The sequence below is a fragment of the Tardiphaga sp. 20_F10_N6_6 genome (assembly GCF_052076045.1).
Lineage (GTDB): Bacteria > Pseudomonadota > Alphaproteobacteria > Rhizobiales > Xanthobacteraceae > Tardiphaga > Tardiphaga robiniae.
Genome location: NZ_CP197239.1, coordinates 4,164,653 through 4,188,632 on the forward strand (window position 1 = coordinate 4,164,653; position 23,980 = coordinate 4,188,632).

The 23,980-nt window shown below is 60.9% G+C and carries 22 protein-coding genes; 13 read left to right on the forward strand and 9 right to left on the reverse strand.

The genetic code is table 11. From position 1 onward, the window contains the following. The first annotated feature begins 14 nt into the window (after positions 1 to 14). From AB7813_RS20040 to holA, 4 genes are all read left to right on the forward strand, one after another. Positions 15 to 1,712, forward strand: a complete 1,698-nt coding sequence (locus AB7813_RS20040; protein WP_175369338.1) for a diguanylate cyclase domain-containing protein — start codon at positions 15 to 17, stop codon at positions 1,710 to 1,712. Positions 1,713 to 1,893: 181 nt separating this feature from the next. Beyond that, positions 1,894 to 4,503: a leucine--tRNA ligase gene (gene leuS, locus AB7813_RS20045; protein ID WP_120287671.1), complete on the forward strand. Its 2,610-nt coding sequence runs from the start codon at positions 1,894 to 1,896 to the stop codon at positions 4,501 to 4,503. After that, on the forward strand, positions 4,490 to 5,041 hold the full coding sequence (locus AB7813_RS20050) for an LPS assembly lipoprotein LptE (RefSeq protein WP_089263131.1): 552 nt from the start codon (positions 4,490 to 4,492) through the stop codon (positions 5,039 to 5,041). The genes leuS and AB7813_RS20050 overlap by 14 nt, the downstream gene beginning before the upstream one ends. 9 nt (positions 5,042 to 5,050) lie before the next feature. After that, positions 5,051 to 6,079, forward strand: coding sequence for a DNA polymerase III subunit delta (holA, locus tag AB7813_RS20055; RefSeq protein ID WP_441228309.1), 1,029 nt, complete (start codon positions 5,051 to 5,053; stop codon positions 6,077 to 6,079). Here the strand turns inward: holA and AB7813_RS20060 are convergent. The 3 genes from AB7813_RS20060 to rsmG form a co-directional block, all read right to left on the reverse strand. Further along, positions 6,076 to 6,966 carry a ParB/RepB/Spo0J family partition protein gene (locus tag AB7813_RS20060; protein WP_184520081.1) on the reverse strand — a complete coding sequence of 297 codons (891 nt, stop codon included), beginning with the start codon at positions 6,964 to 6,966 and terminating at the stop codon, positions 6,076 to 6,078. The genes holA and AB7813_RS20060 overlap by 4 nt on opposite strands. 148 nt (positions 6,967 to 7,114) lie before the next feature. Continuing rightward, entirely contained in the window at positions 7,115 to 7,969 is an 855-nt protein-coding gene (locus AB7813_RS20065) for a ParA family protein (protein WP_309941557.1), read from the reverse strand. Then, positions 7,956 to 8,666 (reverse strand): 16S rRNA (guanine(527)-N(7))-methyltransferase RsmG, encoded by a 711-nt coding sequence (gene rsmG / locus AB7813_RS20070; protein WP_441228981.1) that lies wholly within the window; start codon positions 8,664 to 8,666, stop codon positions 7,956 to 7,958. The genes AB7813_RS20065 and rsmG overlap by 14 nt, the downstream gene beginning before the upstream one ends. 102 nt (positions 8,667 to 8,768) lie before the next feature. Here rsmG and AB7813_RS20075 point away from each other — a divergent pair, with 102 nt between their 5' ends. Together AB7813_RS20075 and AB7813_RS20080 are read left to right on the forward strand one after the other, a co-directional pair. After that, the gene (locus AB7813_RS20075; protein ID WP_441228310.1) at positions 8,769 to 9,266 is read left to right on the forward strand and encodes a DUF4269 domain-containing protein; all 498 of its coding nucleotides are present in this window, start codon (positions 8,769 to 8,771) and stop codon (positions 9,264 to 9,266) included. Between the two features lie 120 nt (positions 9,267 to 9,386). Beyond that, positions 9,387 to 9,575, forward strand: a complete 189-nt coding sequence (locus AB7813_RS20080) for a hypothetical protein (RefSeq protein WP_439074148.1) — start codon at positions 9,387 to 9,389, stop codon at positions 9,573 to 9,575. 32 nt (positions 9,576 to 9,607) lie between these two features. Here the strand turns inward: AB7813_RS20080 and mnmG are convergent, their stop codons facing one another. From mnmG to hemJ, 4 genes are all read right to left on the reverse strand, one after another. Beyond that, entirely contained in the window at positions 9,608 to 11,479 is a 1,872-nt protein-coding gene (gene mnmG / locus AB7813_RS20085) for a tRNA uridine-5-carboxymethylaminomethyl(34) synthesis enzyme MnmG (protein ID WP_439065421.1), read from the reverse strand. 266 nt (positions 11,480 to 11,745) lie between these two features. Beyond that, positions 11,746 to 13,080, reverse strand: a complete 1,335-nt coding sequence (gene mnmE, locus AB7813_RS20090; RefSeq protein ID WP_439065422.1) for a tRNA uridine-5-carboxymethylaminomethyl(34) synthesis GTPase MnmE — start codon at positions 13,078 to 13,080, stop codon at positions 11,746 to 11,748. Between the two features lie 235 nt (positions 13,081 to 13,315). Further along, a complete protein-coding gene (gene rho, locus AB7813_RS20095; RefSeq protein WP_068730228.1) occupies positions 13,316 to 14,581 on the reverse strand; it encodes a transcription termination factor Rho in 1,266 nt (421 codons plus the stop codon). Between the two features lie 274 nt (positions 14,582 to 14,855). Beyond that, positions 14,856 to 15,278, reverse strand: a complete 423-nt coding sequence (gene hemJ / locus AB7813_RS20100; RefSeq protein ID WP_439065423.1) for a protoporphyrinogen oxidase HemJ — start codon at positions 15,276 to 15,278, stop codon at positions 14,856 to 14,858. Positions 15,279 to 15,750: 472 nt separating this feature from the next. Here hemJ and AB7813_RS20105 point away from each other — a divergent pair, with 472 nt between their 5' ends. From AB7813_RS20105 to dnaQ, 4 genes are read left to right on the forward strand one after another with little or no spacing between them, the layout of a single operon-like run. Then, positions 15,751 to 16,590: a pyruvate, water dikinase regulatory protein gene (locus AB7813_RS20105; RefSeq protein ID WP_089263669.1), complete on the forward strand. Its 840-nt coding sequence runs from the start codon at positions 15,751 to 15,753 to the stop codon at positions 16,588 to 16,590. Next, complete coding sequence (locus tag AB7813_RS20110) at positions 16,587 to 17,195, forward strand: Maf family protein (protein ID WP_309941539.1); 609 nt, start codon at positions 16,587 to 16,589, stop codon at positions 17,193 to 17,195. Before AB7813_RS20105 ends, AB7813_RS20110 begins: the two co-directional genes overlap by 4 nt. Positions 17,196 to 17,211: 16 nt before the next feature. Continuing rightward, entirely contained in the window at positions 17,212 to 17,811 is a 600-nt protein-coding gene (coaE, locus tag AB7813_RS20115; protein WP_184512508.1) for a dephospho-CoA kinase, read from the forward strand. Positions 17,812 to 17,843: 32 nt separating this feature from the next. Continuing rightward, positions 17,844 to 18,545 (forward strand): DNA polymerase III subunit epsilon, encoded by a 702-nt coding sequence (gene dnaQ / locus AB7813_RS20120; RefSeq protein WP_089263111.1) that lies wholly within the window; start codon positions 17,844 to 17,846, stop codon positions 18,543 to 18,545. 61 nt (positions 18,546 to 18,606) lie between these two features. Here the strand turns inward: dnaQ and secB are convergent, their stop codons facing one another. Further along, the gene (gene secB / locus AB7813_RS20125) at positions 18,607 to 19,086 is read right to left on the reverse strand and encodes a protein-export chaperone SecB (RefSeq protein WP_068730233.1); all 480 of its coding nucleotides are present in this window, start codon (positions 19,084 to 19,086) and stop codon (positions 18,607 to 18,609) included. Between the two features lie 503 nt (positions 19,087 to 19,589). On the opposite strand from secB, the gene AB7813_RS20130 reads away from it, so the two are divergent. From AB7813_RS20130 to AB7813_RS20140, 3 genes are read left to right on the forward strand one after another with little or no spacing between them, the layout of a single operon-like run. Beyond that, positions 19,590 to 20,285 (forward strand): Tim44/TimA family putative adaptor protein, encoded by a 696-nt coding sequence (locus AB7813_RS20130; RefSeq protein WP_068730234.1) that lies wholly within the window; start codon positions 19,590 to 19,592, stop codon positions 20,283 to 20,285. Next, on the forward strand, positions 20,263 to 22,020 hold the full coding sequence (gene mltA / locus AB7813_RS20135) for a murein transglycosylase A (RefSeq protein WP_439065424.1): 1,758 nt from the start codon (positions 20,263 to 20,265) through the stop codon (positions 22,018 to 22,020). Before AB7813_RS20130 ends, mltA begins: the two co-directional genes overlap by 23 nt. Beyond that, positions 22,017 to 22,613, forward strand: coding sequence for a Smr/MutS family protein (locus AB7813_RS20140; RefSeq protein WP_439065425.1), 597 nt, complete (start codon positions 22,017 to 22,019; stop codon positions 22,611 to 22,613). Before mltA ends, AB7813_RS20140 begins: the two co-directional genes overlap by 4 nt. Before the next feature lie 49 nt (positions 22,614 to 22,662). On the opposite strand, the gene hslU is transcribed toward AB7813_RS20140, so the two are convergent. Then, on the reverse strand, positions 22,663 to 23,964 hold the full coding sequence (gene hslU / locus AB7813_RS20145; RefSeq protein ID WP_068730236.1) for an ATP-dependent protease ATPase subunit HslU: 1,302 nt from the start codon (positions 23,962 to 23,964) through the stop codon (positions 22,663 to 22,665). Between the last annotated feature and the right edge of the window lie 16 nt (positions 23,965 to 23,980).

Below are 23,980 nucleotides of genomic sequence, written 5' to 3' on the forward strand. Positions count from 1 at the left end.
CTTAGGGATCGAAGATGTCACGCATCGGTATTAACCGCAATAAAGCGAGGCTCAGGGGAGCTCTCGGCATTCGCGCTCGACTGGTCCTGTTGGCCCTCATTCTGGTCGGGCCATTAATGGCGGAGCGAATTCGCTCACTCGATGCGACGCGTACCCACCAGATCGCGACGGCCGCGCGTGATTTCGCTGGCGTCGCCCAGCACAGCGCCGATGCACAGCGCGAAGTCTTCGCCTCGATCGAGGCCGTGCTGAAATCATCCGCCTACATCTATACGTCGGCCGCTCAGGTGAATCGGAGCTGCGCCATCATGCGGGCGAGCCTCCGCGGCGATATGCCGTGGCTGCGCAGCCTGACAGTGGCCGGTGCGGATGGCATCGCCATGTGCTCGACCTGGCCGGAAGTCATCGAGCAGAGATTCGATTTCAGCGATCGCCCCTATTTCAAGAAAGCGATTGCGACCGGTGAGTTTGTCGTCAGCGATTATCTGTTCAGCCGCTTGACGAACCAGCCGACCGTGATGGCGGCCTATCTCGCACCGGGCCTGACTAAGGACGACGATGCCGTGGTACTGGCGGCGGTGAATCTCGACTGGATGTCGAAGATCATGGGCAATCTCGGCGACCGGCCCGGTGTCACGACACTGCTGGTCGATCATGCCGGCACCGTGCTTGCAGCGCCGCCGACAAACGCCAGCGCGATTGGTCGGCCGATGGAAGACCTTGCTCTATTGCCGATGATCGAAGCGCATCTGCGCAATACGGATAAGCAGACCGGTTCGCTGTCATTCAGCGCCAGTGACGGTTCACAGCGCACCGTATCATTCGCGACAATCCCCGGTACCGGCGCGCAATTGATCGTCAGCATCGACGAGGCCCGAGTCTCGGCGGTTGCCGATCGCGAGATCCGCACCGCCTATTTGCAGCTCGCCTTCGTTTGCCTGTTCGTTCTGCTTGGCGCGCTGGTGGTTGCGGAGCGACTGATCATCAAGCCGATCCAGATGATGGAGACCATGGCGCAGCGCTTCGGTCGCGGCGACTGGTCGGCCCGCGTAGCGCGGAACAAGCTGCCGGCCGAGTTCGTACCGCTGGCACGCGCATTTTACGGCATGGCGGCGCAGTTGCGTGGTCGCGAACGCGAATTGCGCGCCAGCAACGAGCAGCTCACGGTGCTTGCCTCCATCGACATGCTGTCTGGCCTTGCCAATCGGCGCGGCTTCCAGAGCCGCCTCGATTTCGAATGGCTGAAGGCCCAGCAATCCGGCGACCATCTGACGCTGCTGATGATCGACGTCGATCACTTCAAACTCTTCAACGACACCTATGGCCATCCCGAAGGCGATGCTTGCCTGGCGCGCGTCGGCGAAGCTCTCTCCAGCCTGGCCGATCGCTGCTCGGGCTTTGCCGGACGCTATGGCGGCGAGGAATTCTGCCTGCTGCTGCCGGGCACCGAGGTCGCCCGCGGCATCCAGATCGGCGAAATAGTACGCGCGGCAATCTGGAACCTGGCGGTCTCCCATGCCACCAGCGCACATCAGCGGGTCACGGTCAGTGTCGGCGTGGCCTCGACGATGCCAGCTACGCTGGAGACGGCGAACGATTTGATCGAGGCAGCCGATGCCTCGCTCTACGCCGCCAAACGGCGTGGCCGCAACACCGTGGTGGAGCACGGCTTTGTGCGGGCATATGGCACGGCCGTGTCGCTGGCGGGGTGAGACTACGGGCCCGCCCCTGGTCCCGTTTCTTGTCTTAAACCATTGACCTAACGCAGCCTTTTATGGCCTAGTCCCCGGCCTCAAGCGCGAATTCAGCCCGAGCAAGCACCGGTTTGCGACCTCGTTCGCGCGTCCATGATCTGAGAAGCGCTCGAACCGGCCGGCGGATTTCAAAAACACCATGAGCAACGAACGTTACAACGCCCGCGAGACCGAACCGCGCTGGCAGCGCGTCTGGGACGACAAGGCGATCTTCGCCACCAAGAACGACGATCCGCGCGAGAAGTATTACGTACTCGAGATGTTCCCCTATCCGTCGGGGCGCATCCATATGGGCCATGTCCGCAACTATACGATGGGCGACGTGGTTGCGCGCTTCCAGCGCGCGCAGGGCAAGAACGTGCTGCATCCGATGGGCTGGGATGCGTTCGGCCTGCCCGCCGAGAACGCCGCGATCGAGCGCAAAGTCGCTCCGAAGGCGTGGACCTATGAGAACATCGCGTCGATGAAAAAGCAGCTGCAGACCATGGGTTTGTCGCTGGACTGGTCGCGCGAATTCGCAACCTGCGACCCTACCTACTACAAGCATCAGCAGAAGATGTTTCTCGATTTCATGCGGGCAGGTTTGGCCGAGCGCAAGAAGTCCAAGGTGAACTGGGATCCGGTCGACCATACCGTGCTGGCCAATGAGCAGGTGATCGACGGCCGCGGCTGGCGCTCAGGGGCGCTGGTGGAGCAGCGCGAGCTGACCCAGTGGTTCTTCAAGATCAGTAAATATTCCGACGAGCTGCTGTCTGCCCTGGATACGCTGGATCGCTGGCCCGACAAGGTGCGCCTAATGCAGCGCAACTGGATCGGCAAGTCGGAAGGTCTGCATTTCCAGTTCGGACTGATCGGCGCACCCGCGGGATTCGACAAACTGCCGGTGTTCACGACACGCCCGGACACGATGTATGGCCCGACTTTCGCTGCGATCTCGCCGGATCATCCGCTGGCGAAAGCGCTGGCAGAAAAAGACCCCAACGTTGTCGCCTTCATCGAGGAATGCCATCGCATGGGCACCTCGCAGGCCGAGATCGACACAGCCGAGAAGCTCGGCTTTGACACCGGCATCAAGGTCACGCATCCCGCCGACGCGTCATGGACACTGCCACTCTATATCGCAAACTTCGTGCTGATGGATTACGGCACCGGCGCCATCATCGGCTGCCCCGCACACGATCAGCGCGACCTGGATTTTGCGCGCAAGTACGACCTGCCGGTGCTCGACGTGTTCGTGCCCGTCGGTAGCGATGAGCGCGTTGGTAACATCGCTTTCGCTCCGGCGAAAAGTGAGACTGTGCAGTATGTCCGTTGGGTGGGTGCACCCGGTGTGATGACCTGCGAAGAAGCGATGAAGAAGTCGCTCGAGATTTTCGAGAAGGACGGCTGGGGCAAGCGCGAGATCAATTTCCGCCTGCGCGACTGGGGCATCTCACGTCAGCGCTATTGGGGTTGCCCGATCCCGATCATCCACTGCCCGAGCTGCGATATCGTGCCGGTGCCGGACAAGGATCTGCCGGTCGTGCTGCCGGAGGACGTTTCCTTCGACAAGCCGGGCAATGCGCTCGATCATCATCCGACGTGGAAGCATGTGAAGTGCCCGAACTGCGGCGCGGATGCGCGGCGCGAAACCGATACCATGGACACCTTCGTGGATTCGTCCTGGTACTTCACGCGCTTCACGGATCCATGGAACACGTCGGCACCCACGACGACCGCCGTTGCCAATCGAATGATGCCTGTCGATCAGTATATCGGCGGCGTCGAGCACGCGATCCTGCATCTGCTGTACAGCCGCTTCTTCACCCGCGCCATGAAGGCCACCGGCCACGTCAATTTCGACGAGCCGTTTGCCGGCATGTTCACGCAAGGCATGGTGGTGCACGAGACCTACAAGAAACAGGACGGCACCTTCGCCTCACCGGCCGAGATCAACATCGAGATCGGCGGTAACGGCCAACGCGCTACGCTGATCGCCACTGGCGAAGACATCACCATCGGCCCGATCGAAAAGATGTCGAAGTCGAAGCGCAACACAGTCGACCCCGACGACATCATGGGCACCTACGGCGCCGATACCGCCCGTTGGTTCATGCTGTCGGATTCGCCGCCCGACCGCGACGTCATCTGGAGCGAAGAAGGCGTCAAAGGCGCTTCGCGCTTCGTGCAGCGTCTGTGGCGGCAGATCAACGAATCAGCCGCGCACGGCAAATCGGCGCCGGCAGCCCGGCCGGCTGAATTCGGCCCCGATGCCTTGGCGATCCGCAAGGCGGCCCATGGCGCGCTCAGCAAGGTCTCGACCGAGATCGAAAAGCTGCATTTCAATGTCTGCCTCGCCCATATCCGCGAATTTTCCAATGTGCTGGGCGAAGCTTTAGCGAAGCCGGGAACTCTGGCCCCGGACGTCTGCTGGGCGCTGCACGAGGCCTCGGTCATTCTTGTTCAACTGTTTGCGCCGATGATGCCGCATCTGGCCGAGGAATGCTGGGGCGTACTGGGGCAACCGGGCATGATCTCGGAAGCCCGTTGGCCGCAAATCGAGCCCAATCTGCTGGTTGAAGACACCATGACCCTGCCGGTACAGGTCAACGGCAAGAAGCGCGGAGAAGTCACAGTGGCCCGGGAAGCGACGAACCCGGAAATTGAGGCTGCCGCTCTGGCGCTCGATGCTGTAAAACAAGCTCTCGACGGCAAACCCGTCAAGAAGGTCATCGTCGTCGCCCAGAGGATCGTGAATGTTGTCGGCTAAATCCCGTATTGCCGCCCGGCTCATGGTCGTCGCCACCCTGGCGGCGCTGACGGCCGGCTGCTTCCAGCCGATGTATGCCGAGCGTGGCGACGGTAAACCCGGCCTGCGCGAGAAGCTGCAGGGCGTCGAGGTTCCGCCGCTAGACTATCCCAACGCGTCGCCGCAAGCCCGTGTCGGCGTGAATATCCGCAATGCACTGATGTTCAAGATGTACGGCAGCGCTACCGGCCTGCCGCCGACCTATCAGCTGAAGATCCGTTTCAACCCAAGCCGGACCTCGCTGATCGTCGACCCGAATACCGCGCTGCCGACCAGCGAAAATTACGGTATCGACGCGACCTATGGCCTGATCGAGATCGCCACCGGAAAGCAGGTCCTGACCGGCAGCACCTTCTCCCGCGTCACCTATGACATCCCCGGTCAGCTGCAGCGCTTCGCCCGTGCCCGCGCCTATCGCGACGCCGAGGACCGCGCGGCGGGTGAGATCGCTGACAACATCAATACCCGTCTGGCGTCGTTCTTCTACGCCGGCACCTAAGCCTGTCGCGTGGTCGCGCTTCGCGGAAAAGATATCGACACGTTCCTGGCCAGGCCGGATGCCGGCCGGCCCATTATCCTGCTCTACGGAGCTGACGCTGGACTCGTTCGCGAACGCGCCGACGCGCTGATGAAATCCGCGGTCGACGATCCCAATGATCCATTTTCGCTGGTTCGCATGGACGGCGATGATTTGGCCGCCGAGCCATCGCGTCTCGTAGAAGAAGCCATGACGGTGCCGCTGTTCGGCGGTCGTCGCGCGATCCGTGTGCGCGCAGGCTCGAAGAATTTTTCCAGCGGCGTCGACACGCTCGCTGACTCCGATATCAAGGATTGCCGCATCGTCATCGAGGCTGGTGAGCTTCGGCCGGAATCGCCATTGCGGAAAGTCTGCGAGAAGGCCAGGACCGCGGTGGCCATCGCCTGTTACCCCGACACCGAGCGCGATCTCGCAAAGCTTATCGATGAAGAGCTCCGCGTCTCCAATCTCCGCATGGCGCCGGATGCACGCGCCACACTGATGTCGCTGCTCGGCGGCGATCGGCAGGCATCGCGTAACGAGCTCCGCAAGCTCACGCTCTATGCGCATGGTACCGGCGAAGTCACGCTCGACGACGTGATGGCCGTCGTCGCCGACGCGTCCGAGCTGAAGATCGATCCAATTGTCGACGGCGCCTTTGCCGGGAATCCCGCCGCGGTGGAAGTCGAGTTCAACAAGGCGATGATCGCCGGAACTTATCCGGGCATGATCATGATGGCCGCGCAGCGCCAGGCCGCATTGCTGCACAAAGCCAGCCTGCTGGTGGAGGCTGGTAGTTCGGCATCAGCTGCCGTGGAAAGCGGATTTCCGCGGCTGCATTTTTCCCGCAAGGGAACGGTGGAAGCAGCGCTGCGAAATTTCTCGGCGCAGCGGCTGGTCAACATCATCGAGCAGCTTGCCATCGCTGCTCTCGACGTGCGCAAGCAAAACGCCCTCGGCGCGGTGATCGCACAGAGGGCGTTGATGTCGATTGCCGTGAATGCAAGACGGCGTGGTTAGCTCTCCGAATCCAGCCGCTTCAGAATTTCGTCGAGCTGATCGAGATCACGGTACTTGATGATCACGGTCCCGCCGGGATCACGGTGATCCACCGACACTTTCAGCCCGAGCACGTCGCTGACCCGCTTTTCCAGCGCGATCGTGTCGGCATCCTTCGCCGCCTTGGGAGACGACGTGCGCGGCTTCTGCGGCGCGCGTTCCGGCACGCCCTCTTCGTGCGCGAGTGCTTCGGTCTGACGAACGTTCAGTCCCTCGGCGATGATCCGCTTCGCAGCGCCCGATGCGTCCGGCAGGTTGATCAATGCGCGGGCGTGACCGTTGGAGAGCTGCCCCGATGCGATCAGGCCCTGCACGTCTTCCGGCAGCTTGGTGAGGCGCATCATGTTGGCGACATGGCTGCGGCTCTTGCCGACGATTTTCGCGATCTCGTCCTGGCTGTGTTTGTAGGTCTCGGCGAGCGCGTGATAGCCCTGCGCCTCTTCCATCGCATTGAGATCTTCGCGCTGGACGTTCTCGATGATCGCGATTTCCATCGCGGCCGAATCCGTCACATCGAGCGGCACGATCGGCACTTCATGCAGACCGGCGATCTGCGACGCACGCCAACGGCGCTCGCCGGCGATGATCTCGAAGCGATCGTTGCTACCCTTCACCGGCCGCACCACGATCGGCTGGATCACGCCATGCTGCTTGATCGAAGCGGCGAGTTCGGCGAGCTCAGCATCGGCAAAAGCCCGACGCGGGTTGCGCGGATTGGCCTTGAGAAATTCAATAGGCACCTTGCGCTGGTTGCGCGAAGGACGCTCGACATGCGCGGCCTCACCGCCGACATCGCCGATCAGACTCGCAAGACCGCGGCCCAGCCGCGAACGCGCTTCATCAGCCATCGCCAATCCCTTCGAACTCATCGCGCCACTCCGTACTCAAACTTGAAATTCGGTTACAGGCTGGGCAAAGGCGCACTTGCGCCGCGCCTGCCATTATCGTTTGCGATCCGCTGTGGTGGGCACGCTGTGCTTTGCCCACCCTACTTGCTCAGTGAGCGGTGCGCAGGTCGCGCTCGCGCTGGATCACTTCGGTCGCGAGCCGCAGATAGGCTTCAGAGCCCGAGCACTTCAGGTCATAGACCAGCACCGGCTTGCCGTAGGACGGCGCTTCCGAAATGCGGACGTTGCGCGGAATCATGGTCTCGTAGACCTTGCTGCCCATGAATTCGCGTACGTCGGCAACGACCTGGTTTGACAGGTTGTTGCGCGAGTCGAACATGGTCAGCACGATGCCATGGATCGACAGGTTCGGATTCAGCGTCGAGCGTACCTGCTCCACGGTCTGCAACAATTGAGACAAACCTTCGAGCGCGAAGAACTCACACTGCAGCGGAACGAGAATCGCATCCGACGCGGCCATGGCATTGACGGTGAGAAGGTTGAGCGATGGCGGGCAATCGATCAGCACGTAAGTATAGTCGGAGCCTGGCGAGACATTGTTGTTCAATTCGCCGATCGCATCGCGCAGCCGGAAGGCGCGGTCGCGGGCCGAACCGAGTTCAAGCTCAAGGCCCGACAGATCCATGGTCGAGGCGGCTATGTGCAGACGCGGCACGGCGGTGACGACGACCGCATCGCGCAGTGGTGCTTCGCCGATCAGAACGTCATAGGTCGAGCAGTTGCGATTGCGACGATCGATGCCGAGACCGGTAGATGCATTGCCCTGCGGATCGAGATCGACGATCAACACGCGCTCGCCGATCGCGGCGAGTGCGGTGCCGAGATTAATCGCAGTCGTCGTCTTGCCGACGCCGCCCTTCTGGTTGGCCAGCGCCAGGATGCGCGGATGGCCAGGCACCGCATTTGACGTATGCTCTTGATATTGCTGATCAATTACGGTCATTGGTGTGGCCATCTTGGTTTGCGGACGGGGTCAGTCGCTCGATCCGGTCGAGTTCGACGATCCAGCCTTGTCCGCCGGTCAGGCTGGCATGCAGGCGCGGGCTTATATTCCAATATCTAGTAGCTTCGGTCAATTCCGATTCTACATCTTGACCCTTGAGAAATAAGGCTTTTGTACCCGGCTTCATCAGAGGCTCGGCGAAACCGATGACGATATGTAACGAGGCAACGGCACGCGCGGTGATGCAATCGACATGCTCGGGAAATCTATCCACATTATCCCCGATGTCAGCCAGATGAATTGTGCCTGGGGCTTGCGTCACACGTAACGCTTCGCGCAGGAACGCCGCCTTCTTGGCGTTTCGCTCGACGAGATGGACATGCCCACCTGAGACGTCACCCATGGCACAGGCCAGAACCACGCCTGGAAAACCTCCGCCGCTGCCGAAGTCCAGCCAGATCTTTGCATCCGGCGCGAGGTTCAGAAGCTGCAGCGAATCCGAGATATGGCGCGTCCAGAGATTTGGAAGCGTGGCCGGCGAAATCAGATTTGTCTTGGCCTGCCACTGCAGCAACAGGTCGACATAGCGATCGAGCCTGTCTTCCGTTTCACGTGAAACAGGTGTCAGCCGCAAGGCCGCAGCCTTATCGGCATCGAGCCGGGGAGCGGGAGCCGCTTGCTGGGATCGTTGCGCCATTGGATTGTCTGAAAAGCTGTTGGGACCCATCCATACTCTGAGTCCATTACAGCCGCTATCAAATTGCCGGATTGAGGTGACGAATCCGGGCGGGAATTGTCGATGAATGAGCGACCGACTTATCAGGATGCCCTTCGACGCACCGGCCTGCTCCGCATCCTCGAGCCATTCGACCCGCATGTGATCGGCACGCTGCCGCTCGGCGTCGCCCGGCCCGACAGTGACATCGATATCGTCTGTTGCACCGCCGACCTGTCCGCGGCTGTTGAACTTGTCTGGAAGCACTTCGGAGAGTCCGAAAGCTTTGCCATCTATCAATGGTCGGCCAAAGGCCGACCGGTGATCGCGACATTCGAAGCGTATGGATGGCCGTTCGAGATCTTTGTCAGCTCGACTCCCGTACAGGATCAAGCTGGCTGGTGGCACTTCGAAGTCGAGAAGCGACTGCTGACCCTGGGCGGACCCGCCTTCCACACCGACATCTGCGCGTTACGGGCCGGAGGAGCAAGACAGAGCCTGCCTTTGCGCGTGCGCTCAAGCTTGAAGGCGATCCTTACGCCGTCCTGTACGACCTGTTCAGCACCTCTGATAACCAGCTGAATGCCGTCCTGAGGGCGCAAGGGTTTGCAGTATAGAGGATTCAGGACAGTGAGTTGACCAGGATCAATGCGAGCAGGACGAGTCCGGCCTCCAATGAATCATCGTTGGAGGCAGATGACCATGAGTGTGATCGTACGGCTTTTCCTGATGCTGGCAGCACCCATCACCGCGCTGTTCGTCTCGCGTGACGCACTCAATTTCGACGTGGTCCAGACGATCGTCGCCGTGGTTCTCTTTACAGTGGCCGTCGCAGCTATTGCCTTCTGGCCCCGTCGGCCAGCGAAGCCACCTTCAACGGAGCCGCGTTGATTTCGGCTTCCTGTTTCACGTGAAACAACCAACTAGGCCAAAGCAGCCTTCGGCTTGCGTGCTTCGCGGCGGAGATAGGCCGCGAGAATGGCCAATGCGGCCGGAGTCATACCATCCAGACGTCCCGCCTGCCCCACCGTGTGTGGAAGCGCGGCCTTGAGCTTGGCCCGGGCCTCATTGGACAGTCCGGGGACCGCATCATAGTCGACATCCACCAGCGAGAGACCCTCGTCACGGCGAAAAGCCTCCACATCCGCGGTCTGACGCTTCAGATAGACATCATATTTGGCATCGATCTCGATATGGGTGCCGATCGCTGGGTCAATGGCCGATAATTCTGGCCAGATCCGGGTCACGGTGGCCCATTCGGTCTCTGGGTAGGAGAGGAGATCGAAGGCAGAGCGGCGCTGACCGTCATGATTAAGCGCCAGACCGTGCTTAGCGGCCCCGTTAGGAGTGATCGACAGCGCCTGGGTCAGGGCCTTACCAGCGGCGAGGGCTTCCATCTTGGCGCCATGCCGGGCCGAACGAGCGCTGCCGACACATCCCAGGCTGATACCCTTGTCAGTCAGACGCTGATCGGCGTTGTCGGCACGCAGCGTGAGACGATATTCGGCCCGCGAAGTGAACATCCGATAGGGCTCGGTAATTCCGCGGGTGACCAGATCGTCAATCATCACGCCGAGATAACCGTCAGCCCGGTCGAACACGGTCAACTGGCTCCCACTCGCAGCCAGGGCCGCATTCAGACCGGCGACCAGACCCTGGGCGGCGGCCTCTTCGTATCCTGTGGTGCCATTGATCTGCCCGGCCAGAAACAGGCCGGAGACGCGCTTGGTCTGCAGCGTCGGATCGAGTTCGCGGGGATCGACGTGGTCATATTCGATCGCATAACCGGGGCGGACCATTCGGACCCGCTCGAGACCGGGGATCGAGGCCAGGATCGCAACCTGAACCTCCTCGGGCAGTGAGGTAGAGATGCCGTTGGGATAGACCGTGGAGTCATCAAGGCCTTCCGGCTCCAGGAAGATCTGGTGGCCATCACGATCGCCAAAACGGACGATCTTGTCCTCGATGGACGGGCAATAGCGCGGCCCTGAGCTCTTGATCTGGCCGGAATACATCGGCGAGCGATGCACATTGGCCCGGATCACCTCATGGGTGGCCGGTGTGGTGCGCGTGATGCCGCACTGAATCTGCGGATTGGTGATCCGCTCGGTCATGACCGAGAACGGCTCCGGCGGATCGTCGGCGAACTGCATCTCTACCCCCGCCCAGTCGATGGTGGTCCCATCGAGCCGCGGTGGCGTACCGGTCTTGAGCCGTCCGAGGGTAAAACCGACGCGCTCGAACGCCTTGGACAGGCCGAGTGCGGGAGCTTCATCGATCCGGCCAGCGGGCCAGTTCTTCTCGCCGAGATGGATCAGGCCGCGCAGAAAGGTCCCAGTGGTGATGACCACCGATCCGGCGGAGAGTTCGCGGCCGTCGGCCAGACGGATGCCGGTGACTCGACCATTGGCCGTGAGCAGATCGTCGGCTTCGCCCTCGATCACGCTCAGATTCTCGGTCGCCACGATCGCCGCCTGCATCGCTGCAGCGTAAAGCTTGCGGTCCGCCTGGGTGCGCGGGCCGCGGACGGCCGGGCCCTTCTTGCGATTGAGCATGCGGAACTGGATGCCGCCGGCATCGGCCACGCGTCCCATCAATCCGTCCAGCGCATCGACTTCGCGAACCAGATGACCCTTGCCCAGACCACCGATGGCGGGGTTGCAGGACATCGCGCCAATAGTCGCGAACTGGTGCGTGACCAGTGCCGTCTGCGCGCCCATGCGCGCAGCACCAGCCGCGGCCTCGCAGCCGGCATGGCCTCCCCCGATTACGATGACGTCAAACTTGTCCTGCATGGCCGCAGCTTCTAGCGCGGGCGCCGCCGGGATTGAAGAGAAATCCACAGGCAGTGTTTCACGTGAAACAACGGATGTCCTCTGAAGAGGATCTGAGAGGCAGGACTGTTTCACGTGAAACACCATCTGCTTTAGCCGTCATTGCGTGGCGCACGCCCGCAACGAAGCAGTCTTGTCCTTTTGAGACGGGTAAAATCTCTTTAACCGAGAGGCTCGCTTCTTAGATGATCTCACATTCATTTCATTAAATAATGAACAAAGAAATATTACTTACCTATACAAAAGTCCCGGAAGATGCTATCGAGGATATCCTCTACATCGACACGTCCCAGCAATCGTCCCAATTGCTGCGCTGCAGCACGCATATCTTCGGCAACGAATTCTTCGCCTTGCTCAGCCGATGCTGCAGCGTGCTGCAACAAATCCGATGTGCTGCGCAGCAAAAGACGCTGCCGCTCCCGGGTAATCAGCCCGGCCTCGCCGCTCCCGAAGTACCGACCGGCAAAATCGACAAGCAGGGCCAACAGTTGTGCGAGGCCATCACCGCGTTCCGCAGAAATTGCGATCAACAGGTCAGGCCCGGCCGACGCAGTCTGGACCAGATCGACCTTGTTCTGGACCACCCAGACCGGCGTTTCAGATTCCGCCAGCCATTGTTCTGGATTGGATACCTCCGCGCTGGAGTCAACCAGCCATAGCACCAGATCCGCCTCGGCCGCCCGAGCCCGCGCCCGGCGCACACCCTCCTCCTCTACCGGATCGGCCGTCTCGCGAATGCCGGCGGTGTCGATGATCGTTACCGGATAACCGTCGAGGTCGAGCTGCACCTCGATAACGTCCCGGGTGGTGCCGGCATGCGGTGATACGATTGCGACATCGCGCCGGGCGAGCTGATTCATCAGCGTCGATTTACCGACATTGGGCTGGCCGGCGATCGCCACCACCAGACCGTCACGCAACCGCTCGCTTCGACTCTGCGCCGCCAGCACCTCCTCGATCTCCCGATGCAGCGCCGATGCTTTCGCCAGAGCCGGCGCCAGCAATTCGGCGGATACATCGCCCTCGTCGGAAAAATCGATGCCGACTTCGACCAGGGCCAGCGCCTCGATGATCTGCTGTCGCCAGTTGCGCGCCTTGTCGCCGAGCAGTCCCTTGAGTTGCCGCAGCGCCTGACGCCGCTGCCGGTCAGTGTCCGCGTGAATCAGATCGTCGAGGCCTTCCGCCTCGGTCAGGTCGAGCTTGCCGTTCTCGAACGCGCGGCGCGTGAATTCGCCGGGCTCCGCCGGCCGTAAGTCGTCGATGGCGCCCAGGGCCTCAAACAAAGAAGCCAATACCGCGCGCCCGCCATGAATATGAAATTCGGCAACGTCCTCGCCGGTCGCGCTCGCTGGCCCCGGAAACCACAGCGCCACCGCATCGTCGATCGGGCCGAGCCGGTCATCCGAGAGGAGAACATGGGTGGCCATCCGCGGCGCCGGCAGCTTCCTTGCCAGACGCGTCAGCGCCTCACCTGCCTGAGGACCTGACACGCGGACAATCGCAATCGCTGTCGGCGGGCGGCCGGAGGACAAAGCGTAGATCGTCTGGTCGCGTGGATGCATCGCCTATTTGCCGATGGGGGCGATGCGATGCAATGGGGATTCTGAACCCAGAATCCCGAGATGTTTAAGACAATCCGTGATTCCGGGTCTGTGCATCAGGCGTCTTCGCCGACCTCCGTACATCCCGGAATGACGGTCAACGGCCAGTACAAAGAACCGACACAAAAAAGCGCCGCTGCTTTCGCAACGGCGCGTTTTGCAGTCCTGCAGCTGTTCGCTCGAACAGCCCCGAAACTTACGTATTCATCGAATCGAAGAATTCCGAGTTGTTCTTCGTGTTGCGGAGCTTGTCGAGCAGGAAGTCGATAGCGTCCATCGTACCCATCGGATTGAGGATCCGGCGGAGCACATACATCTTCTTGAGCAGCTGTGGATCCGTGATGAGCTCTTCCTTGCGGGTACCCGAGCGCGAGATATCGATCGCCGGGAAGGTCCGCTTGTCCGAGACCTTGCGGTCCAGGATGAGTTCCGAGTTACCGGTGCCCTTGAATTCTTCAAAGATGACTTCGTCCATGCGGCTGCCGGTATCGACCAGCGCGGTGGCGATGATGGTCAGCGAACCACCTTCTTCCACATTACGGGCCGCACCGAAGAAGCGCTTCGGACGCTGCAGAGCATTGGCGTCGACACCGCCGGTCAGCACCTTGCCGGATGACGGCACCACGGTGTTGTAAGCACGGCCAAGACGGGTGATCGAATCCAGCAGGATGACCACGTCGCGGCCATGTTCGACCAGGCGCTTGGCCTTCTCGATCACCATTTCGGCGACCTGAACGTGACGCACCGCCGGTTCGTCGAAGGTCGAGGAGACGACCTCACCCTTCACCGAACGCTGCATGTCGGTGACTTCTTCCGGACGTTCGTCGATCAGAAGAACGATCAGATAGCATTCCGGGTGGTTGGCGGTGATCGAATGCGCGATGTTCTGCATCAGCACGGTCTTACCCGTACGCGGCGGCGCGACGATCAGTGCGCGTTGACCCTTACCGATCGGCGCGACGATGTCGATGACACGCGCCGAGAGATCGCGGCGGGTCGAATCTTCCAGCTCGAGGCGGAAGCGCTGGTCCGGAAACAGCGGGGTGAGGTTGTCGAAATTGACCTTGTGCTTCGACTTCTCGGGATCTTCGAAGTTGAGCGTATTGACCTTGAGCAAAGCGAAATAACGTTCGCCTTCCTTCGGGCTGCGGATATGGCCTTCGACCGTATCGCCAGTGCGCAAGCCGAAGCGGCGGATCTGCGAGGGCGAGACGTAGATATCGTCCGGGCCAGGCAGGTAATTCGCATCAGGCGACCGCAAGAAGCCGAAGCCGTCGGAGAGAACCTCGACGACACCTTCGCCGATGATGTCGGTTTCCTTGATCGCCAGCTGCTTCAAGCTCGCGAACATCAGCTCCTGCTTGCGCATGGTGCTGGCATTTTCGACCCCGAGCTCTTCCGCAAACGAGACAAGCTCGGCTGGCGTCTTGGCCTTGAGGTCCTGGAGTTTCATTTCCCGCATTGGGAGGGATCCTGTGGAAAGTCGGGGAGGGAGCGCGAGGTAGCCAAGACGGATGCGGACGCTGGAAAAGATCAGGAAAGTCCGCAGGTCTCTGGCCAGGAAGTCTTGAGCGAGGAAGGTGCTGAAGGAGCTTCAAACCTGATGCGGTGGCCGGTTCAAAAGGCGAAACCGGTACAAACCACATCCGCCTGCGTGGGGTGGGATAACGCGAATATAGAAAATCGCAGGGTGTCGCGCAAGGAGCCGAAACGGCGGTTGTGATGACAAATTTGGCCTAGAACGGCTTCACGATCACCAAAATGACGATCAGGATCATCAAAATTGTCGGTACCTCGTTGATAATTCGATAAAATTTCGAAGTCCGCGTATTTTTGTTCTGAGCAAAATCACGCACCCGGGCACTCAGGAAGCCATGAACGCCAGACATCAGCAGCACCAGCGTCAGTTTGGCGTGAAACCAGCCCGAGCTGAACCAGTGACCGGCCCAGGCGAGATACAGGCCGAGGATCCAGGTGACAATCATCGCCGGATTGATGATCGCCTTGAGCAGGCGACGCTCCATCACCTTAAAGGTTTCGGATTGCTTCGAGCCGATCTCCGCATCGCAGTGATAGACGAACAGTCGCGGCAGATAGAGCATGCCCGCCATCCAGGAGATGACGGCGATCACATGCAACGCCTTGGCCCATTCATACATTCGAAAGTTCTTTCCAGCATCACTGCGTCACACCGCACGTGCAGACACCGGAACATTTCACCGGAAAGCCGCGTTGCAGGACGCGCCGATACAGAGCGGATCACCGCACTATCCGCAAGCCATCCTTCTCTTAAATAATATTTATAGAATCTTAGGTTTGAGTCTAAGTGACAGTGGATTTCAGCCGCCCAAAACAATCCCGGAACTGTCCCACGCTTATGCACATGGCCACGTGATTTCTCCAAAGCGGCCTGCATGCAAGTTCGATATGCAGCGCAAAGGCTTACCGTCGCCGTGCACTGGATTATCCCAAGACAAACCCGGATAACCCCATTATCATTCAGAGCAGCCTCAGAGCTTTTCCTCTTCATGAGCCCTGTGAAGAAAAAACCGAGTTATCCCGGGCCCGCTGAGGTGATGGTCGATTTCCCGGAAAAGCTCCACAGAGATTCACAGGACATACACGATCATGGTGCCAACCACCGGCAGCTATTTTCATCTTCATCTGGTCTCCGATTCGACCGGTGAGACGTTGATCACGGTGGCCCGCGCCGTCGCGGCGCAATATGCCAACGTCACCCCGGTCGAACATGTCTACCCACTTGTCCGCAGCCAAAAGCAACTCGATCGTGTGCTTTCCGAAATCGAGGAAGCGCCGGGCATTGTTCTCTTCACGCTGCTGGAAAAAGATCTCGTCGGCCGGTTGGAAGCCAAGTGCCAGGAGATCAACAGCCCGAGCCTGTCGATCATCGGGCCAGTGATGCAGCTCTTTCAGGCTTATCTTGGTGCATCGACCACCGGCCGCGTCGGTGCGCAGCACACGCTCAACGCCGAATATTTCAAGCGTATCGACGCGCTGAATTATTCGATGATGCATGACGACGGCCAGCATGTGGAAGGCCTCGAAGAAGCGGACGTGGTTCTGGTCGGCGTTTCGCGCACATCGAAGACACCAACATCGATCTATCTTGCCAATCGTGGTGTGCGCACGGCCAATGTGCCGCTCGTCCCCGGCATCCCCATTCCCCATCAGCTTGAGACGTTGAAAAATCCGCTGGTGGTCAGCCTGCATGCGACGCCGGAGCGCTTGATTCAGATTCGCCAGAACCGGCTTCTCAGCATTGGTAGCGATACGGCCAATGACGATTATATCGATCGCCAGTCGGTCACGGACGAAGTCACCTATGCGCGCAAGCTTAGCGCCAAATACGGCTGGGCTTTGTTGGAAGTGACACGTCGCTCCATCGAGGAAACCGCGGCAGCCATCATGAAACTGCTGGCCGATCGCCAGCGTCAGAGGATGTCCGAATGACCATTTGGCGTGGCGTGCAACCACTGATCCTGGCGTCGCAGAGTTTGGCGCGTCGTGAGTTGCTGGCGAATGCTGGCATTACGTTTGATGCGATGCCGGCGGATATCGACGAGCGCGGCATCCAGCAGAAATCCGGGTTGAAGGCGCCGGGCGAGATCGCAGCCTTGCTCGCCGAGCGGAAGGCGGCCTTTATCTCGCTGCGTCATCCCGGCCGCTATGTTCTTGGCGCCGATCAAATCCTGGCGCTCGGGGATCGGATGTTCAGCAAACCCGCCGGACGCGAACAGGCGGCCGAACAACTTGCGATCCTCGCCGGTCGGACCCACGAATTGCATTCAGCGCTTGCCGTCGTTTGCGATGGTGCGACGTTGTTCTCCAATGTCTCCGTGGCGCATATGACCATGCGCAAGCTGGATGATGCGGCGATCAATGCCTATCTGGACGCTGCGGGCGACAAGGTGACGACGAGTGTCGGCGCCTATCAGCTCGAAGGTCTGGGTGTGCATCTGTTCGAGCTGATTGAAGGCGATCACTTTACCATTCTCGGCCTGCCGCTGTTGCCGCTGTTGAGTTTCCTGCGGGGCGAAGAGATGATCGCGATCTGATTTTTATGAGGAATTGATGCGCGTATTGGGGCTGACCGGTTCGATCGGAATGGGGAAATCCACCACGGCGAAGTTGTTCATGGAAGCCGGCGTGCCGGTCTATGACGCCGACGCCACCGTGCACATGATCTATGAGGGCGAAGCTGCACCGCTGATCGAGGCGGCGTTTCCCGGAACCACCGTGAATGGCAAGGTCGATCGCGCGAAGCTATCGCCGCTGGTGGTGCACGATGCCGCCGCGATGAAGAGGCTCGAGCAGATCGTGCATCCGCTGCTCGGCGCCTATCACAGAAAATTCCTGGACGATGCAGAGAAGTCGGGTGTGCCGGTGGTAGTGGTCGATGTGCCCCTGCTCTATGAAACCGGCGGAGAAAAGCGGGTCGATGCGGTAGTCGTCGTGTCCACCAATCCCGAGCAGCAGCGCGAGCGCATCCTGGCGCGCGAGGGTATGACGGCCGAGAAACTCGACGCCATTCTGGCGCGGCAGCTGCCTGACGCCGAAAAGCGCAAGCGCGCCGACTTCGTGGTGGATACATCGAACGGATTGGATCCCGTGCGGGAGCAGATCCGTGAAATTCTCGCCGAGGCTGTTAAGATGCCGCAACGGCGACCGTAACCGCCCCCTGATTCGACAACCGGCTTATTGCGATGCGCGAAATCGTCATGGATACCGAAACAACCGGCCTCGATCCCCTCCGGGGCGATCGGCTGGTGGAAATCGGTTGCCTCGAAATTTTCAACCGGATGCCGACCGGCCAGACCTTCCATGTCTACGTCAATCCCGAGCGTGACATGCCTCAGGAAGCATTCAACGTGCACGGGCTGTCGGCCGAGTTCCTGTCAACCAAGCCGCTGTTTCACGAAGTGGTCGACGACTTCATGGCCTTCATCGGCGATTCGCCGCTGGTGATTCATAACGGCATGTTCGACCTCGGCTTCATCAATGCCGAACTCGATCGCATCAAGCGCCCGCCGGTGCCGCGCGAGCGTCTCGTTGACACGCTGCTGCTGGCGCGTCGCAAGCATCCCGGTGTGTCGAACAAGCTCGACGATCTCTGCGCCCGCTATGCGATCGACAATTCCCGCCGCACCAAGCACGGCGCGCTGCTCGACTCCGAATTGCTGGCGGAAGTCTATATCGACCTCATTGGCGCCCGGCAGTCGCAACTTATCCTGGCGGACGAAGCGCCCGCGCAGCGCACCGGCAGCATCAATGACGCACCGCGCCGCCAGCGCGAGATCGCACTTGCGCCGCGCGTGACCGAAGCCGATCGCGCCGAGCACCGCGCCTTTGTCGCAACGATGGGCGAGAAGGCAATCTGGAACGAATTTCTGGGAACGCCGTCGTAAAACGACAATGGCCGGGACAAGCCCGGCCATGAGGTAAGCTTATTGTTTGGAGCACCCGAACTTAGTTTGCTGGACCAGCGTCGGCTTGAGCCTGACGTTCCAGGTTCTGCCGGTACAGACCGACGAAATCCACGGGATCGAGCATCAGCGGCGGGAAGCCGCCATCGCGCACAGCGGTGGCGATGATTTCGCGCGCGAACGGGAACAGCAGGCGCGGGCATTCGATCATAACCAGCGGGTGCAGGTTTTCCTGCGGCACGTTGACGATGCGGAATACGCCGGCATAGGCCAGTTCGAACGAGAACAGCACCGAGCCGGCGTTCTCGGCCTTGCCCTCGACCGACAGCGTCACTTCATATTCGCTCTCGGAGAGATTGTTGGCGCCGACATTGATCTGGATATTGATGTTCGGCTGCTGGGCCTGCGGTGCCAGCGAGGCTGGGGCGTTCGGGTTTTCGAACGACAGGTCCTTGGTGTACTGCGCCAGTACATTAAGCTGAGGGGGGGACTGCTCCGGAGGGGTGCCGTTGCCGTTTGCCATCGAAAATTCTCCTGAAGCGCTGCCGGGCGGGTGGAACCGGTTCGTCGCGGGCGTCCGCACGAACGGTCGAATGAGGTGATCGCGGCGAGTGGCTATCATAGGCCTAAGGCACTCGACAAGGATGCCCCGCCGCAACCTGGACGCTAGAAAATCGCCGGTTTGACCCACCGCTTGGGCATCCAGGTGCAAAACCGGTCATATTCGCCCCGAATTCACGTTAAATGACTGAAAGTGCGGGTTTTCCTCGTTCGATCCGATTTCCTCTGACAGACAAACGCGCTAGAATTTATCGAAACGGTTGCGGTCGAAGCTGCCGGTGCGAAGGCCGCTTTGCCGCAGCCGGACACGATGGCGCGCCATTGGCTGGGCTTAGTTTCATGTCTACATGGAGCAGGTTCGCCCATGACGCGATCTCCCGACCTGCGGGAGCCGATTTCAGCACCGCGATGGGCGGCATAGTCTTCCGCCGGGCATGCCCGGCACCGATCAGAAAGCAATAAGACGTGGACATTTACACCATCATCTTCCTGGCACTGGCGGTCTTCATTTTCATCCGCCTGCGCAACGTGCTCGGACAGCGCACCGGCGAGGAGCGTCCGCCCTTCGACCGCGCCGCGCGTGATGCTCTGCCGCCCGAAGGCAATGTCGTGCCGATGCCCGGCGGTCCGATCGATCAGGCTGCGCCGGCACCGGCCGCCGACGTCTCTCCCGCCGAGCGCTGGAAGGGCATCACCGAACCGGGCACGCCGCTCGCCGCCGGTCTCGATGCCATCGTCGACCAGGATTCGTCGTTCGATCCGCGCCATTTCATCACCGGCGCCAAGGGCGCCTATGAGATGATCGTGTTGGCCTTTGCCAATGGCGATCGTCGGTCGCTGAAGGATCTGCTGTCATCGGAAGTGTTCGACTCGTTCGACGCCGTCATCAAGGACCGCGAGAAGAACGAGCAGAAGACCGAGACCCGTTTCGTCTCCATCGACAAGGCCGAACTCGTCGGCGCCGAAGTGCGCGATCGCGCGGCACAGCTCACCGTACGTTTCGTGTCGCAGATGATTTCGGTGACGCGCGACAAGACCGGCGCTGTGGTCGACGGCAATGCCGACAAGGTCAGCGACATCACCGACGTCTGGACCTTTGCCCGCGACATCACTTCGCGCGATCCGAATTGGAAGCTGGTTGGCACCGGCAGCGTGCAATAACGCTGCCAGGCTCGGCCGGCTTGCCGCGCTGTGCGTGATTGCTGCTGCGTTGGTCCCTGTCTCTGCAGACGCACGGGTCCGGCGTCACGCCAAGCACGTCAAGAATGATCCTGCACAATTTGTGTATGTGCCGCGGCACAATCCGCCGCGGGAATGGCCGTTCGAATTCACAGGCAGCCAATATGCGCCGGTGAATTGGACCGATATTGGCGGCTGGAGCGAGGACGATCACCTCCTCGCCTTCCAGGCGTTTCGCACCAGCTGCAAGCCGATTGTTGCTCAACGCAACCCACCAACTGATTCGAAGGCGCTTGGCACCACGCTCCGCGATCCCTGCCGGGCTGCGAGAACTGCCGAGATTTCCGATGGTGCCAAGGCGCGCGCCTTCTTCGAAGACCATTTTCTGCCGCTGCGTATCTCACGGCTCGGCGAGCCTGAAGGTTTCGTCACCGGCTACTATGAGCCGGTGATCGACGGTTCGCGCACGAAGACTGACGTTTACACCGTGCCGGTCTATCGCCGCCCGTCGAATCTGTTTGTGCGCGGCTATCGCCAGTCATCCGCAAGCATGCCAAATGGCGGCGATGTGTTCCGCAAGATTGGCCGTCGCAAACTCGTGCCTTATTATGATCGTGGTGAGATCGAAGACGGCGCCATCGCCGGGCGCGGGCTTGAAATCGTCTGGCTGAAGAGCCAGACCGATTTGCTGTTCACGCAGATCCAGGGCTCGGCGCGCGTCCGCCTCGAAGACGGCGGCACGGTGCGGATCAATTACGATGCGCATAATGGCTATCGCTATACGCCGGTCGGTCGCGTGCTGATTGATCGTGGCATCATTCCGCGCGAGCAGATGTCGATGCAGCGTATCCGGCAATATATGGAAGAGAACCCGGATGCCGCGAGCGAACTGCGTCGGCAGAATCGCTCTTATGTCTTCTTTCGCGAAGTGCAGCTCTCCGACAAGGACGAAGCCGTCGGTGCGCAAGGCGTGCCGCTGACGCCGGGCCGATCCATCGCCGTCGACAAGTCGCTGCATGTCTATGGCACACCGTTCTTCATCGAAGGCGATCTGCCGGTCGACTCGGATACGGCAAAGACGCCGTTCCGTCGCCTGATGGTAGCGCAGGACACCGGCTCGGCCATTGTCGGCCCGGCCCGTGCCGATCTGTATTTTGGGGCCGGCGCAGAAGCTGGCCGAGTCGCCGGCCGGATGCGCCATCCTGCGCGCTTTGTTATGCTGGTGCCGAAGAGTCTCGATCCCTCTGTGCGCGGCCATCACATGCCGCTGCCCGATGCGCGGCCGTCTGAGACAATCGCAAAGATGTTCCCGCAGACCGAGCCGAAGCCGGTCGAAGCATCGAAGGTCGAAAATTTCGCGATCGATAACAAGGCTGCAGCAAGGCCCGATACGTCCAGATCTGATACATCGGTCGCGTCGAAGCCCGCGGCGCCAGCCGTGACAATGACGACGCCATTGCCAGTTGCAAAACCAGCTGCGGCTGCAGTCGCACCCGCTCCGGCATCCCCGCCAGCCGCGGCTACGACAGTGCCATTGCCGGAGGCACGGCCTGCGGTCGCGCCTCAAGTCGCAGCCGAGGCGAAGTCGCAGAAAAAACCCGAAGTAAAACCTGAAGTGAAGCGGGAAGTTAAACCGAAACGTGCCAAAGCCAGGCACCGCGTGTATCGTCGCGTAGCGAAGCAGCCGCAGTCCCTCTTCCGTTTCCCCTGGCAATGAAGCGTTCACGTCCACCGCAACTCATCGATCCCGTGGCGCCGCGCCGTCGCCGCGTGCTGAGCGAAGAGGAGCGCGCGCTGTGGGAACTGGTCGCCAAACAGGTCAAGCCGCTGCGCAAAAAGCGTGTGGTGAAGCCGAAGCCTGAGGAAGACGGGCCAACGCTTGTGAAAGTCGCGGCGCCCAGGACGATGACCTCGGCACCGCCGGCAGTCCTCAAAACCGCAAAGCCTGCGCCGCCGCCGGTGCCGCCTCTGGCGCCGCTCGGCCGTCGCGAGCGTTCGCAGCTCTCGCGCGGTCGCAAGGACATCGACGCGCGGATCGATCTGCACGGAATGACACAGACGCGCGCGCATCACGCGCTGTCGGCATTCCTGCATCGCGCCAGCCATGACGGCATGACTTTCGTGCTGGTTATCACCGGCAAGGGCCGCACGACCGGCCCGGAATCCGAGCGCGGCGTCCTGCGCCGCCAAGTGCCGCTCTGGCTGGGACTGCCGGAGTTTCGGTCGCTGGTGGTGGGATTCGAGGAAGCGCATATCGGGCACGGCGGCGCCGGTGCGCTGTATGTGCGGATCAGGCGGGCGCGTTCTTAACCTCTCCCCGCAAGAGCGGGGCGAGGGAGCGAGAGGTCGGTGCTTCGTCTCACAAAATAAACCGGCTCAGATCCGAATTCTTCGCCAGATCCCCCACATGCTTCTGCACATAGGCGGCATCTATTCTGATGGTCTCGCCGTTGCGATCGGGCGCAGCGAAGGAAATCTCGTCGAGCACCCTCTCCATCACCGTCTGCAAACGTCGTGCGCCGATATTCTCGACGGTTGAATTCACGGCAACGGCGACATCGGCCAGTGCATCGATGGCATCGTCGGCGAATTCGAGCGTCACGCCTTCGGTCTGCAATAGTGCCACATACTGCTTGATCAGTGACGCTTCCGGCTCGGTGAGGATACGGCGCATGTCATCACGGGTCAGCGCATTGAGCTCGACGCGGATCGGCAGGCGGCCCTGCAATTCCGGCAAGAGATCGCTCGGCTTGGCGATATGGAATGCACCGGATGCGATGAACAGGATGTGGTCGGTCTTCACCGCGCCATGCTTGGTGGAGACGGTGGTGCCTTCGATCAGCGGCAGCAGGTCGCGCTGAACGCCTTCGCGGGAGACTTCGCCGCCGCTGCGGCCGTCGCGCACGCAGATCTTGTCGATCTCGTCGAGAAACACGATGCCGTTGTTCTCGACCACTGAAATCGCTTCCTGCACGAGTGCGTCGCTGTCGAGCAGCTTATCGGCTTCCTCATTCACCAGCGGCTCATGTGCGTCTTCCACGCGAAGGCGGCGTGTCTTGGTGCCCTTGCCCATCTTGCCGAAGATATCGCCAATCGAGATCGCGCCCATCTGCGCGCCGGGCATGCCCGGGATTTCGAACATCGAGGGGCCGCCGGAGGACTGAACCTCGATCTCGATCTCCTTATCGTTGAGCTCGCCGGTGCGGAGCTTCTTGCGGAACGACTCTTTCGTTGCTGCGCTTGCGGTGGCGCCGACCAGCGCATCGACCACGCGATCCTCGGCGGCGAGCTGAGCTCGCGCCTGGACGTCCTTGCGCTTGCGCTCGCGGGTTAGCGAGATCGCGACCTCGACGAGGTCCCTGATGATCTGCTCGACATCACGGCCGACATAGCCGACCTCGGTGAACTTGGTGGCTTCGACCTTGATGAAAGGCGCGCCGGCGAGCTTCGCCAGCCGCCGTGCGATCTCGGTCTTGCCGACGCCGGTGGGGCCGATCATCAGGATGTTCTTTGGCAGCACTTCCTCGCGGAGCGATCCGGTCAGTTGCAGGCGCCGCCAACGATTGCGTAGCGCGATCGATACCGCGCGCTTGGCGTCGTGCTGGCCGACGATGAACCGGTCGAGTTCGCTTACGATTTCGCGGGGAGAAAAGTCGGTCATGTCACTCTACGTAAGT